This window comes from Alphaproteobacteria bacterium (genome assembly GCA_015062495.1).
Lineage (GTDB): Bacteria > Pseudomonadota > Alphaproteobacteria > Rs-D84 > Rs-D84 > Enterousia.
This window is the reverse complement of sequence record SUUN01000001.1, coordinates 422,974-436,322: the sequence shown is the minus strand read 5'-3', so window position 1 is coordinate 436,322 and position 13,349 is coordinate 422,974. Positions and strand designations below refer to the sequence as shown.

The following is a 13,349-nucleotide window of genomic DNA, read 5'->3' as shown; positions in this document are numbered from 1 at the left end:
ACAGAATCAAAAAAAACGCCCATTCGGACGTTCTTTTTAATTCTGGTGCGAGCAAAGTACTTCGGCAGATTATTAATCTGCCTCGCCTCGCAACTCGCCCCTTTGCTACAGAATCAAAAAAAACGTCCTTTCGGACGTTCTTTTTAATTCTGGTGCGAGCAAAGGGGCTCGAACCCTCGACCTCAACCTTGGCAAGGTTGCGCTCTAGCCAACTGAGCTACGCTCGCATTGCGTCGTATATATTGGCATATCTTTTTCAGAAATGCAAGTACTATTTTTAATTTTTTTTATTCCAGTACCTGATTTTGCAAATCTATTAATTTTTTACAGCCTGCGTCCGCCATTTGCATGATTTCGTTTAACTGTTCGGCGGTAAATGGATGTTGTTCACCGGTGGCCTGGATTTCAATAAACCGTCCATCGTCGGACATGACAAAGTTAGAATCCATTTCGGCCGCGCAGTCTTCTTCGTAATCCAAATCCAGAATCAAGTCGCCATGCCACAGCCCCGCCGACACCGCCGCTACATTGTTTGAAATCGGGTTTTCGAATATTCGCCCTTGTTCCATCAGCCAACGCACCGCCAACGCCATCGCGACAAAGCCGCCTGTTATACTGGCGCAACGTGTTCCGCCGTCGCCCTGGATAACGTCACAGTCGATTGTGATTGTATGCTTGCCTAATTTTTCCATATCGACAACGCTGCGTAAACTGCGCCCAATCAGGCGTGAAATCTCCACCGCGCGATTATCGCGTGTCATCGCTTCGTGTGATTTGCGTGTGCCGTTTGCGCGTGGCAACATGGAATATTCGGCCGTCACCCACCCGCCGGTTTTGTTTTGCATACGTTTCCATGTTGGTTGTGCGAAATCTACCGACGCGGTACACAGCACATGTGTCCCACCCATTTTAATCAGGCACGACCCTTCGGCCCATTTGTTAACACCGGTTTCCATAGAAACAGGGCGCAATTGATTATTTTTTCGCAGTGATGGACGCAGCATATGATAAATCCTTTTGTTTATTTTTTTGTTTTGAATCTATATTACACCACAAATCGCACAACGCAATTAAATAAAAAAAGCCCCACAATTGTGGGGCTTAGTTTTTCTTAGAATCCGAAAACCATACGCTGTTTTGATTGACGTTTCTTTTCGTTGCGAACGGCTTCTTCTTTCAAACGCTTGCGTCGTGTTGTTGGTTTTTCATAACGCTGACGTTCTTTCATTTCGCGGTACAGACCTTCTTTCTGCGATTTACGTTTTGCAACGCGCAGTGCCTGTTCGACGTTATTGTCGCGAACCAGAACTTTTACCATATGTATTCACCCCCTTTGACGCATTTTATTTTGTTGTTTTACTTAAAAAGGGGATTTTACATCCCCCTTTCACTTGTTTTGGTGGAGCCAATCAGACTCGAACTGACGACCCCCTGCTTGCAAAGCAGGTGCTCTACCAACTGAGCTATGACCCCAAAACTTTGCCACTTTCATCATGAAAGCGAATGGATTTTATACGTTTTTAATCCCCTTGTCAATCTAAAAATGAAAAATCGCCCCATAATCTTTTGGACTAGACTTGTTGAACTTTGTTTTTTATAATACGCACGCTATGATGAAAAAAATTAAAAATAAAATTGTTGCCTTTGTTAAGGGCGATGAATCAAACGGTCGAATTAAATGGTCCTTGTATGGGCGCGTGTGGCGTGAAATCGGACGTCCATATTGGAAATGGTTGGCGGCGGGTATTATTTTTACCATTTTGGCCGCTGCTGCCGAAGCGTACACCATCACAATCGTTCAACAGGTTGTGGACAAGGCCTTTATTGAAAAAAGCCTGGCCGCCATTTATTGGCTGGGGGTTCAGGTTATTGTTGCCTTTGGTGCCAAGGGTGCATTCACTTATGCCAAGGCCCTGATTATGGCCAAGGGTGGCCTGCTGGCCAGTGCGAATTTGCAAAAGAAAATCTATAAACACATGACGCACATGAACCTGGCGCGTTTTTATTCTGACGGCATTGGCAAGAATTTAAACTATTTTGGCGTCCAGGCTGGCGCGGTATTGAATCTGGTAACAGGAACTGTAATCCGGGTTGTTCAAAATGTCGCGACATTGATTATGACGTTGGCATTGATGTTCTATTACGCACCCCAGATGTGTGTTGTTTTAATGTTCCTTGCGCCGGCGATTATGATTCCTATGGTTGTTATTATGCGCAAACGTCGCAAGTTATCGCGTCAGTCATTTGGTATTGCCAACAATGTATCGCAACAGTTAAACCAGACATTACACGGCATCAAAACAATCCAGGCGTTCGCCGCCGAAGAACGCGAAGAAAAGAAATTCGCGCACGTTTTAAACAGTTCTATGAGCAATTCGTACAAAAGCACCCAGGCCAACGCCCTGCGTTCACCATTGATGGAATTTATGATTTCAATTGGCCTGTGCATTGCGATGATTATGGGCGGGCATTTTATTGCCAGTGGCACGATTTCAACCGGTGATTTTACAGCGTTCCTGTTGGCATTGACCGCAGCGTACAAACCGGCAAAATCGATTACCAGCACCGGCGACACATTGCAGCATGGTCTGTTGGCGGCGGAAATTTTGTTTAATTTCCTGGACAGCAAACCAGACATTGTTGATGCGCCCGATGCGCGTGAATTAACCGCGAAAAATTTATCGGTCGGTTTTCATAATGTTTCATTTGCATATAATCCATCTGAACCAGTTTTGACAGATATCGATTTACATGTCCCTGCGGGCAAGGTTTGCGCCCTGGTTGGTCCATCTGGTGGTGGTAAAACAACGATGTTCAATTTGTTGGAACGTTTCTATGAACCGCAAACCGGTAAAATTACAATTAATCGCACCGATATAAAAAAGTACACATTAAAATCCCTGCGTGAAAATATTGCCGAGGTTTCACAGTCCGTATTCCTGTTCAACGGTTCAATCGAAGACAACATTAAATACGGCCGTCCCGACGCAACACATGACGAAGTTGTCGCAGCGGCAATCGCGGCAAATGCCGATGGTTTTATTAACGAATTTCCAGATGGATACAAAACATCTGTTGGCGAAGGTGGCGGCTTGTTGTCCGGTGGCCAGAAACAGCGCATTGCAATTGCGCGTGCAATATTAAAAGACGCACCAATCCTGTTATTGGACGAAGCGACATCTGCGCTGGATACACAAAGCGAAAAATTAATCCAGGCGGCATTAAACGATTTGATGCGTGGGCGCACGACATTTGTTATTGCGCACCGTCTGTCCACTATCTTGGACGCAGATATCATTTGCGTTATCAAGGGCGGTCAGATTGTCGAAATGGGAACAGACGCAGAACTGTGCGCGCAAAATGGCGAATACAAAAAACTGCGTGATATTCAGTTCAAAACAGAATCCAAGAAAACAAAAAAATAAAGCGTTAGGTGTGGCGCTGGGGTTTATCATGTCCAACCGCAGTTCGTTATTACCGCGTGTTGAACGAATCCGCAAACTTGCCAACGGCAAAAAGTTTATTTTAGATGAAAAACAACGCTAGAAAAACAGGGGGAAAGAAATGAAAATAAAACCATTTGCGGGCGTTCGTCCGCCACGTGAATTCGCCGCCGAAGTTGCATCGCGTCCATACGATGTCTTAAACTCGGCCGAGGCCAAGGTCGAGGCCACCGAAAAATCATTACTGCACATCATTAAACCAGAAATTGATTTTGATCCGATTGCCGACGAACATTCAGGGCCCGTCTATGACAAAGCGGTCGAAAACTTTAACCTGTGGCAACAGCGTGGTTGGCTGGTCCAGGATTCCGCAGAAATGTATTACATCTATGCCCAGACAATGGACGGTCGCACCCAGTACGGCTTGGTTGCTGCGGCCAACGTTGACGACTATATGACTGGCAAAATCAAGAAGCACGAATTGACCCGCAAAGACAAAGAAGAAGATCGCATGATTCACGTGCGTATCCAGAATGCAAACATTGAACCTGTGTTCTTTGCGTACCCTGATGTCGACGAAATGAACAAAATCGTTGAAAACATCGTCACCACCCAAGAACCCGAATATGATTTCATTGCACCTGACGGATTTGGTCATACGTTCTGGGCAATTCGTGACGCCGCAACAAACGCACGCATCACTGAAATCTTTGCGGGTATTCCGGCCCTTTACGTTGCAGACGGTCATCATCGCACCGCGGCGGCGGCATTGGTTGGTGCGGAAAAACGTGCGGCAAATCCAAATCACACCGGCAACGAAGAATACAATTATTTTCTGGCCGTGATTTTCCCAGAAAGCCAGTTAAAGATTATCGACTATAATCGCGTGGTTCGGGACTTGAATGGTTTAACGCCGGACGAATTTTTGGAAAAACTATCTGAAAATTTTGATGTTGTGGATATGGGGTCGGATATTTATAAACCGAACGCCCTGCATAACTTTGGCATGTATTTGAATGGCAAATGGTATTCACTGACCGCGCGTCCTGGCACATATAATGACAGTGATCCAATTGGTGTGCTGGATGTGACGGTGCTGTCAAATTTAGTCTTTGATAAAATACTGAATTTGGGTGATTTGCGCACGTCCCGTCGCATTGATTTTGTTGGCGGGATTCGTGGCCTGGGCGAATTGCAAAAACGCGTAGACAGTGGTGAAATGGCGGCGGCATTTGCGCTGTATCCTGTCACCATGCGCCAGATTATTGATATCGCCGACACGGGCAATATCATGCCACCCAAGACAACCTGGTTTGAACCAAAGTTGCGCAGTGGTCTGGTAATTCACAAATTATCCTAAAAAAAATCCCCCGTTTGGGGGATTTTTTTATTTGATTCCTCCTATTCCTGGATCCAGAGAGCCCAACTCGCAACAGTTTGTTTCTAGATTGCATGTCAATCCCGTATTTTTACAAGATTTAAACTGTGTACAGTAATTATCGTCATTAAAGGCGCACTTTTCTTTACCACCCTCACAACAATTGGTCGTTAGGTTACAGGTAGCGCCGCCACTACAATCCGAGTTAAATGTGCAATAATTTTCAGTTCCCCTTGCGCAATTTAGGATTGTACCTTCAAACCCACAACAACCGTTGTCGCATATCTGCAGGCCCGGACAATCACTGTCGAGTGTGCATTGACTGAACATCCCACATGGATTTAATGCGACACAACAGCCACCACTGCAGAACCCATCCAGGCAATCTGCATTCGAAAGGCATGATTTACCACTTTCGCATTTTTCATCACATGTTGTATCACAGCAGCATGCCGTCGTATATTCAAATGTACCCAATCCATCATCCAGGGTGACGGACGCTTCGGCGCGGCATTGGGCATATGATGTTGCGCCGGCAACACTGGTGTGGCCCACGCCACATGTGGCTACACATGATATGCAGTCTGCGCCAAATCTGTAATATCCCGCATTGCATGTAAATGTGGTTGAACCCGCTGCACATGTCGCCGCATTTGCGGGACATCGCAGACACGTGATGTCCCCAAACTTGCCAACCTCGGCAACGCCAGATTCTGAATAATATCCAGCGGCGCAACGATATCTGTACACGGTTGTCGTCGCACCGGTAGTGCAATCGGTGGTAGTTCCCTGTTTGCGTTCCAGTCCGGTGCCGTACGCGACCCAAGTGCCCCATGTTACTGTATTTGAACATGCACATTCATAATACGACAATTCTATTGGCGTGCTTTGATCGTAATTGTCACAAATATTATTTGTTACGTTAACATATTTTTTTGTATAGCCACTGGCGCAGACAACATTGGTAACAACCTTGGCACGTCCGGATTGGAACGTTCCGCCACCCGCCGCAGGTATAAATGCATTAAAGCACCTGGTTGTTGCACTGGTCGAGTTTTCCGTACTGCCATACATGGTATATGTATAACCAGAATTACATACTGCCTCGGCCCAATATGCGACACACGCCGATTCTACTGCATTCGCCATGTTTGGCAGCATTATCGCCACCATCAATATCAGTAATTTTTTCATTTTTTTCCCCCTTTGCCGACCGAAAACGGTGGTTTAGATTCAGCATAAAATGGGATTGACTTTTATGGGAAATTGCGCCAAAATTAGGTCAGAAAATGTGCTGAATCTAAACCACCGTTTGGATTCGGCAATGGAAATATCGACGCACTGCATATATTCCGCGCAGTTGCGCGTTTTTTTATTTGTTCAAATACTTGTACAGTGCACCTGGTGTTTGTATGCGTAAATCGCACAATCCAATCATGCGTTTTGCTAAATGTACGCACGTATAAATATGATGTTCATCTATGTTTTGGGCCGGTGTATGTGGCAAATAAACAAACCGCCACCCATGTGTTGTCAGTATTTTTATATCACGCGCCAATATTGGAATTTTTACAATTTGCCCACGTCGCACAAATTGATACAGCGTCAATTTGCCGCCCCGCCAAACGATTGGCGCAACATGTTTTAAATCGCCACAAAATATACGTGGCAACACCTTGGATGTTTTTGTTGAAAATGCAATAATTAACATAATTTTTTCCTGTTTTAATTTTATTTACTGCCCCCATTTGTGGGGGCAATATTTTATTCAATCCAGCCGCGCTGTTTTGCGGCATCTGTCAGTACACTCATCGCCATCATCCATTGGTTTGCTGCGCGATTTTCCGCCCAAATATGTTGGTTCGGTGCGCGACGCTTATCGCCAAATTTTTTCATGACCCCCAATTGTTCATCGGTCAATTTGCCGCACAAATACAGTTTGGTAATCAGTGTTTCTACATCCAACACTTCGCATGGACGTCGCGTTGGATTTCCGCGCATCCGCATAAAGTTGTTATTCCGCATTCCACGCGAATACAAAAACCAGAACCACATCTGTTCTGCATTTTGGAATTTTTCGGCCATACTAATTGCCAATGTTTGTGTCATTTTTCTTTCTCCTTTGGTTTTTATGTTCATTATTAGATATATAATCTAAGAAAAGATTCCTGTAAAATATTACAACCGCCGGTTGAAATCCGAATCAGAAAACAGATTCGGATTTTATATCTGGCGATTTGTATGCGAATCGATTTTTTTGATACATATATCGATATCTAATAAAAAAATGCGCACTGAAATGCGCATTTAAATTTTTGCTTTGCTAAATAAAAGTTTAGTTTACAAAACACGTTAAGTGTTTTGTCATTCCTGCGCAGGCAGGAATAGGGACTCTAAACCGCGCACAACATGCGCCAATTAAGCATTTTCAAAATTTCTTAACCCCTATCCCCGCCTTCGCGGGGATGACAATTTTTGTGAACAAAAATTGTAAAAAAAAATACTTCGATAAACTTTTATTTAGCGAAGTATTCCTATCTCATATTTCCTGTCTCGTATCTCAAAAAAATCCCCCGATTGGGGGATTTTTTTATATAATCGGCGGGAAACAATCACCACCTGCCTCGGGGCAACAGTTAAATCCTTGCTCGCCCATATCGGTATATATTTCACCCGCGCAACATCCATTTGCATCTGGTGGATTTCCATCTTCGCATGTCAGTACGGGCGCGACTTCGGCCTCTGGCGCATCGGGTTGATTGAATGGGTTTTCTATTGCCCCCGTTTCTTCGTTATATGTCAACCCCAGAACCTGTTCATTATACGCCTGTTGTCCCTGGTCACTGATATACGCAACGCTATTCTTGTTTTGGGACGATTGCTGATTCTGATACAGTGCATCCTGTTTTGCGTTATTTATTGCCTTGTACTGGCTGGACTGACAATAGAATAATACCGTTCTGTAATCCAGACCTGCGCTATAAATTTCTTCGGCTGATGCAGAAACCTTGCCGTTTTCATCACAGTACTGTGCCAGATTAAATGATCGTACCTGGCCAATCCAATCTTCGCCGGATGTGTCTACATTGAAATTTTGAACATCAGTATAGTCAAAACGTTCTTGGGCTGCACGTGTCGAACGATCGTAATATTCTTCCATTTTGCAACTTTTTCCACCGTCTGGACACACCACAATCAAATCAGCCGGCGAATAAACAGTAATACGCGTCCCCGCCGCAATTGTAAATGGTGGAACAGTATTATCCATCATATCAACCAATAATTTTTGCGCCACCTGATTCCACGCAGTAATAATTTCATTTTTCGCCAGTTCCGATGAACGCACCGTCCCGCTTTGTACAACTGTATTATTATCCAAATCAATCTGGTTAACAAATGCATCCGATACCGGCGCAATCAGGTTTACCGCCGCCGGTACAATTGCCGTCAGCATTGGCATAACAAACTGTTCCATATAATCCGTGCTGCCACGTCCTGGCACACCTACACGCCCCTGGGCGTCACCCGCAAAGGGTTGATGGTCTTCGTCTGTAAAGTTAAATTCCACACCATCCGGACGAATGAATTGATACCAATTTATTTGCATGCGTCCAATCGCTTTGTATGGTCCCGGCAAATCGCCCGTCACATACCCCAGCATTAGTGTCCCCGTCGGAATAATAATATTACGTCCATCATCCGAATAAACATTTCTGTCCACAGTTGCACGAACTGGCAATGGTTTTCCTTCCTCGTACACACTGGCATCCGCGCGCACTTCGGATACGATTGTCGCTGGGATTGGTTTATACTGGCGCAACACGAAACTGCGATCATATGGCTGCGAAGCAACAACTTCTTGGTCTTCGCCCGCGGATGTTCCAGGTATAACGCCCGTTTCTTTGGCTTTTTTTACAACACTGCCTGCGCCACCGATTTCGCCCAGTGTGCTCATCCCGCCACTGATAACATCCGACACATCATCCAATTGTTGTGCGCGATTAACCTTTTTTATTGCTGGCGCATTGCTCAGTTCTGGTATTTCACCACCACTGATAACTGAAAATCCAATATGATCGGCATCAGTCCCAATTTTTTTACCCTTGTCATCTGTTATAATGCCATTATCCGGATTGTATGTCCCCGTGGGATTGCTGCAATCTTTGTCTGAAAATGGGTGAAATTTATATGCGCCACCACTGGGTTTTATCCAGCCGATTTGGCGTCCCGAATTTCCATATCCTGGGAATGCAAAGTCCGAACATCCATCGGGTATTTCGTATGTTTCCACATCTTCCACAACTGCCTGGGTGACCTTTGGCGTGTCAAACTTTACCGGCGGCGCAATTGTTTCGATTTCGCGCTTGATTTCCTGTTTTACAATTACCGGTTCTGGTTCAATCTCTATCTCTGGCTCAGGTTCTGGTAAAACGATGGGCTTTGGTGCTTCTATTGGTTTAACATCCACCTTGGGTGCGACCGCCCCCAGTGTCAGAACAATTTTTTCTGTCTTTTTCATGGCATCCGTTTCATCTGCATCATGCCAATCAATAAATACTGGTATCGTCTCAACCGCCATAACAGACGTCGGTGCATATGTAATTTCAACCTTGCATGCCAGGTTTGCGTCAATCTGTCCCATTTTTGGACACGCCGAACTAATTTTCAGTCCTGCGATTTCCTTGTGCAATCTAACGTCAAAAACCTTGGCGGGGGCGGTTGCCCACACCTTAATCGTCTGCGCTTTCTTGTCGCCAACCAAAACATCGGCCCAGTTGACCATATCCGGCGAAATTTTAATTTCTGTGGGTGCTTGGTCTGTTTTAGAAATATCTTCCTGTTTATCGCCACCACCCAATAACAGCGTCAACAATATTATTACCAACACAAACGCCACCACCAACAGCAGCCACTGCACGCGCTTTGGCGTATTCTGACGCAATTCTGAAAATTGTTGTTTCAGTTTACTCATCCCCCAGTCCCACCGTATTTATTGCATACGAATTACACTGCAACTTGTTCCGCTGAATTTCAGTAATTTATCACACAATGTCTGTGCTGTATCAATATCTGCCAATGGCCCGATACGCAAACGATATTGACGTGCCGCCGATGATGTCGCGCCCAGTTCCCCAACGCCCTGTTCATCAACCGCAAAGAACACCATATCCTTGTACGGGGTCAACAACCCTTGGCCGTCTTCGCCACTAAATTTCGCCAACAGCATTGTCCAATAGTCGTCCAACGCCTTGACTGATGTGTCAGATTTTAATTCCACGGCAACGCCAACCTGGTTGCTGGCAATCAGCGGAATATTTGTTTGTGGCAGATATGCCCCCGCTGTATTGCGTTGTTGTGGCAACATATTGACAACGCTGCTGCTGCCCTGTGGCATTGCCTGGGGAACGGTGAATCCAGCCGGCATATAGTATCCAGCACCCGTTGCGGGATTTACGGTCTGATTATTCCCAACAAACACCGGTGTACCTGTATAATTCATGCCCATGTTCATCGCACTTAAACTGTCCGTATATGCGATGTTATTCAGCGATTGCCCCGACAGCATGCTTTGTGCAACATTTGCCTCAGCCAATGCCATAACAGATGCCGTATCCGCGATTAAGAACGGCTTTTCACGCTTTTTAATACATACAATTCGCTGACCACTGCGCAGAACCATGTCGCCAACCGCCTCTACAATCAACAGGCGGCCATCTTCGCCATCTGTGCGGAATCCGACTGGTGATTCCCCGCCTTCGACCAACAGCGATACGACCGGACGTTGGGTCATTGCAATAACCTTGTCGCCAAAGTCAATATATGTAAATATACGATCGCGCCACACGCGTTCCGGCGCAATTACATAGTCATCTGGGTTTGGTACAAATATATCCAGGTCAAAACGGAATTCAGACGGATCTATTTTCATAGATTTTATCCAACCATAATCTTCGCCGTCGGCCCCCACGACCGATGTTTGTGGGGCAGATTTTTGGAATATAGACTTTGCACCACCCGACGTGGTTGTGGCGTTTGCCATTGGCAATGCGCCATTACCATCCAACATAATGTCAACCTGGGAATATGTAATTTCGCTGGAATTTGATGGTTCACTGCGCAGATAGAATATGTATTTATTACCCGATTGTCCCGTCACAATCATATTTGTGTCTGAACCCTGGTTTGAACCTGTCGGTGAAATAAACATTGTCCGGTCACCCTGGGTTGCGTCAATCTGGAATAAATCTTGGTTTCCAACAACCGCATCTGCGATTTGTTCCCCGTTCGGCAGACTAATCATCGTCACCATGCCGTTGCGTAATTTGATTGGCAAAACAGACCCCGCCGACCATGTCAGTTGCGCGTACCCCGGCTTGATACTGCCTGCGGCCATATTTGCAGTCGGGTTGTCCCATGCATCTTGGACGCCATACACCTCAGCATATGCGGGCAATGTCAAAACACCTGCTAAACAAACCATAAACAACTTTGAAAATGTCATACCAATCCTTCCCGTCTTTCTTTGTTTTTTTTTATTCGTTCAGAAAACCCGTATTCAATGGGTCGCCATCCCCAGATATTATTTCATATCTTGAAACACGCAACCCCAGTGGGTTATCAACACGATCTGCCCATTTTATTTGGGCGTTATTATCTGTCTCTAATTTCATTTTGATTGTATAATCTTTTGGCGTGGTCTGTCCAGTATTATCAGTGCAAAAGTAACGAATTTTTGTCTGATATGCATCTTCTGATGCCAGGTACATTGGCGCACCATCAAAATTTACCAGACAATTAAAGCTTGGTGCTTCACTCATAATTGCGTTAAACATGGCAGTATCTGCAAATTCAGCATACACATTATCGGTGGACATCATGCGAACCGCGCCATCATCGCTGTTCCATTTTTGGTGCATCGCGTTTGGATTTTGAAATATTTCGTTTCTGTGCCGTATATATTCGCGAACAAATGCCTTGGTGTATCTATCCAGGTTTTCACTCTTTGGTTGCATTTGCACTAATCGCACATCCTGGTCGTCGCGCACGGTTGTTGTTAAAAAGAACACCTGGGGTCGGTTCAGCGGGAACATATTATATATTGTCATACCCAACGCCACCAACACGACCAACGCCGTCGCCAACACGAACATCATAATTCTGGACAGTAAAATTGGCGGTTCTACGCGGTCTTGCACGACTTCCTCTCCCTTGATTATGGTGATTGTAGACAAAAAGTGCGTCCCTTTGCAAGAAAAAAACTGAACACAAGCAATTAATGTTTTGGACGGTTGAAAATGTTCTTGCGCGGGTTGTTAAAAAATATTATAATATTTCCGCTTGATTTTTTGTATTCGTGTGCTATTCTGTCGCAGACTATAATATGGCATGTGGTACGTCAAGCGGCACACAGGGGCATAGTTCAACGGTAGAATATCGGTCTCCAAAACCGCGGATGAGGGTTCGATTCCTTCTGCCCCTGCCAATCTTTTCAAATCGCAATCGCGATTGTGATTTGAAAAGGTTTGGTCTTGGTGTGCGGATGGAATCGAACCCGAATGAAATGAATGGTGTTGGGTTCGCATGCGAGTAAGGTTTTGCAAGTGTTTGCGCAGCGAAACCGGTACGAGTGGTGAGCGGACGCGAACATTCCTTCTGCCCCTGCCAATTTTATAGTTGTGGTAACATTACGTAATTACAGGCAATTTTTATGAAGAAAATACTGGATTTTTTTAAGTCAGTTCGCAGCGAATGGTTCAAAATTGTATGGCCGTCGCGCGATAGTGTTATTCGTGCAACAATTATGATTCTGGTGTTTTCTGGACTTGCGGCGCTGTTCTTCTTTGTGGTTGACAGTATTTTGAACGCAATTGTTGGGTGGATTTTCTAATCAGGCAAAGGACACAGGAATGGATGAAAAAATGCAGTGGTTTGTCGTAAATGTTCACACCGGGTGCGAAGACAAGGTTGCGCGTGGTCTGCGTGAACAGATTGATAAGCGTCGTTTGAATGCGCTGTTTGGCGAAATTATGGTCCCTACGCGCGAAGTTACAGAAATCAAAGCGGGCAAACGTGTCAAGGCTGAACGTAAATTCTTCCCTGGGTATATCGTTGTTCAGATGGTTATGAATAACGAAACATTTACATTGGTAAAGCAAATCCCCCAGGTTGTAATGTTCTTGGGCGCAAAAAACAAACCGATTGCCGTATCCGAAGCCGAAGCGCACCGCCTTATGAAACAGGTAGAAGAGGGTGCAGTCGCAGCCGAAGATGTAGAATACGAAGTCGGCCAGGAAGTGCACGTTATCGATGGTCCGTTTGCGGGCTTTAACGGTGTCGCGTCCGAAGTTGACAATGTAAAACAGAAAATGACCGTTACTGTTTTGGTGTTCGGTCGCGAAACCAGTATGGACTTGGAATTTAGCCAGGTTGAACGGGTATAAAGTTTTTTGTGGTTTTCTGAAAAATATTCAGTAAAATCACAGCAACCCGTGGTAGATACGCCATATCGTACCACGACACAAACGAAA

At 45.2% G+C, this 13,349-nt stretch carries 12 protein-coding genes and 3 tRNA genes; 5 read left to right on the top strand and 10 right to left on the bottom strand.

The window, feature by feature from the left end; genetic code table 11:
- Positions 1-150: 150 nt before the first annotated feature.
- The 4 genes from E7008_02230 to E7008_02215 all read right to left on the bottom strand — a co-directional run bounded on the left by E7008_02230 (position 151) and on the right by E7008_02215 (position 1,473).
- Positions 151-227, bottom strand: a tRNA-Gly gene (locus E7008_02230).
- 60 nt (positions 228-287) lie between these two features.
- Positions 288-1,001, bottom strand: a complete 714-nt coding sequence (locus tag E7008_02225) for a ribonuclease PH (protein MBE6456736.1) — start codon at positions 999-1,001, stop codon at positions 288-290.
- Positions 1,002-1,111: 110 nt separating this feature from the next.
- Positions 1,112-1,318, bottom strand: coding sequence for a 30S ribosomal protein S21 (gene rpsU / locus E7008_02220; protein MBE6456735.1), 207 nt, complete (start codon positions 1,316-1,318; stop codon positions 1,112-1,114).
- A 79-nt stretch (positions 1,319-1,397) separates the two neighbouring features.
- A tRNA-Ala gene (locus E7008_02215) sits at positions 1,398-1,473 on the bottom strand.
- 137 nt (positions 1,474-1,610) lie between these two features.
- Between E7008_02215 and E7008_02210 the strand changes: the two genes are divergently transcribed.
- A complete protein-coding gene (locus E7008_02210; GenBank protein MBE6456734.1) occupies positions 1,611-3,425 on the top strand; it encodes an ABC transporter ATP-binding protein in 1,815 nt (604 codons plus the stop codon).
- 139 nt (positions 3,426-3,564) lie between these two features.
- Positions 3,565-4,803 carry a DUF1015 domain-containing protein gene (locus tag E7008_02205; GenBank protein ID MBE6456733.1) on the top strand — a complete coding sequence of 413 codons (1,239 nt, stop codon included), beginning with the start codon at positions 3,565-3,567 and terminating at the stop codon, positions 4,801-4,803.
- 27 nt (positions 4,804-4,830) lie between these two features.
- Here the strand turns inward: E7008_02205 and E7008_02200 are convergent, their stop codons facing one another.
- The 6 genes from E7008_02200 to E7008_02175 form a co-directional block, all read right to left on the bottom strand.
- Positions 4,831-6,015 (bottom strand): hypothetical protein, encoded by a 1,185-nt coding sequence (locus E7008_02200; protein ID MBE6456732.1) that lies wholly within the window; start codon positions 6,013-6,015, stop codon positions 4,831-4,833.
- Between the two features lie 178 nt (positions 6,016-6,193).
- A complete protein-coding gene (locus tag E7008_02195) occupies positions 6,194-6,532 on the bottom strand; it encodes a hypothetical protein (GenBank protein MBE6456731.1) in 339 nt (112 codons plus the stop codon).
- Positions 6,533-6,585: 53 nt separating this feature from the next.
- Positions 6,586-6,930 (bottom strand): hypothetical protein, encoded by a 345-nt coding sequence (locus E7008_02190; protein ID MBE6456730.1) that lies wholly within the window; start codon positions 6,928-6,930, stop codon positions 6,586-6,588.
- A gap of 481 nt (positions 6,931-7,411) precedes the next feature.
- Positions 7,412-9,793: a TrbI/VirB10 family protein gene (locus E7008_02185; protein MBE6456729.1), complete on the bottom strand. Its 2,382-nt coding sequence runs from the start codon at positions 9,791-9,793 to the stop codon at positions 7,412-7,414.
- Positions 9,794-9,811: 18 nt separating this feature from the next.
- Positions 9,812-11,323: a hypothetical protein gene (locus E7008_02180; protein ID MBE6456728.1), complete on the bottom strand. Its 1,512-nt coding sequence runs from the start codon at positions 11,321-11,323 to the stop codon at positions 9,812-9,814.
- A gap of 31 nt (positions 11,324-11,354) precedes the next feature.
- Positions 11,355-12,095 carry a hypothetical protein gene (locus tag E7008_02175; protein ID MBE6456727.1) on the bottom strand — a complete coding sequence of 247 codons (741 nt, stop codon included), beginning with the start codon at positions 12,093-12,095 and terminating at the stop codon, positions 11,355-11,357.
- Between the two features lie 135 nt (positions 12,096-12,230).
- Between E7008_02175 and E7008_02170 the strand changes: the two genes are divergently transcribed.
- The 3 genes from E7008_02170 (at position 12,231) to nusG (ending at position 13,262) form a co-directional block, all read left to right on the top strand.
- Positions 12,231-12,304: transfer RNA gene (locus tag E7008_02170), tRNA-Trp, on the top strand.
- A 225-nt stretch (positions 12,305-12,529) separates the two neighbouring features.
- Positions 12,530-12,709 (top strand): preprotein translocase subunit SecE, encoded by a 180-nt coding sequence (secE, locus tag E7008_02165; protein ID MBE6456726.1) that lies wholly within the window; start codon positions 12,530-12,532, stop codon positions 12,707-12,709.
- A gap of 31 nt (positions 12,710-12,740) precedes the next feature.
- On the top strand, positions 12,741-13,262 hold the full coding sequence (nusG, locus tag E7008_02160; GenBank protein ID MBE6456725.1) for a transcription termination/antitermination protein NusG: 522 nt from the start codon (positions 12,741-12,743) through the stop codon (positions 13,260-13,262).
- The last annotated feature ends 87 nt before the right edge of the window (positions 13,263-13,349 follow it).

Bases quoted from the DNA above. Each gene is read 5' to 3' on its own strand.
- rpsU (MBE6456735.1), bottom strand. From the start codon at position 1,318: ATGGTAAAAGTTCTGGTTCGCGACAATAACGTCGAACAGGCACTGCGC.
- E7008_02210 (MBE6456734.1), top strand. From the start codon at position 1,611: ATGATGAAAAAAATTAAAAATAAAATTGTTGCCTTTGTTAAGGGCGAT.
- E7008_02205 (MBE6456733.1), top strand. From the start codon at position 3,565: ATGAAAATAAAACCATTTGCGGGCGTTCGTCCGCCACGTGAATTCGCC.
- E7008_02200 (MBE6456732.1), bottom strand. From the start codon at position 6,015: ATGAAAAAATTACTGATATTGATGGTGGCGATAATGCTGCCAAACATG.
- E7008_02195 (MBE6456731.1), bottom strand. From the start codon at position 6,532: ATGTTAATTATTGCATTTTCAACAAAAACATCCAAGGTGTTGCCACGT.
- E7008_02190 (MBE6456730.1), bottom strand. From the start codon at position 6,930: ATGACACAAACATTGGCAATTAGTATGGCCGAAAAATTCCAAAATGCA.
- E7008_02185 (MBE6456729.1), bottom strand. From the start codon at position 9,793: ATGAGTAAACTGAAACAACAATTTTCAGAATTGCGTCAGAATACGCCA.
- E7008_02180 (MBE6456728.1), bottom strand. From the start codon at position 11,323: ATGACATTTTCAAAGTTGTTTATGGTTTGTTTAGCAGGTGTTTTGACA.
- secE (MBE6456726.1), top strand. From the start codon at position 12,530: ATGAAGAAAATACTGGATTTTTTTAAGTCAGTTCGCAGCGAATGGTTC.
- nusG (MBE6456725.1), top strand. From the start codon at position 12,741: ATGCAGTGGTTTGTCGTAAATGTTCACACCGGGTGCGAAGACAAGGTT.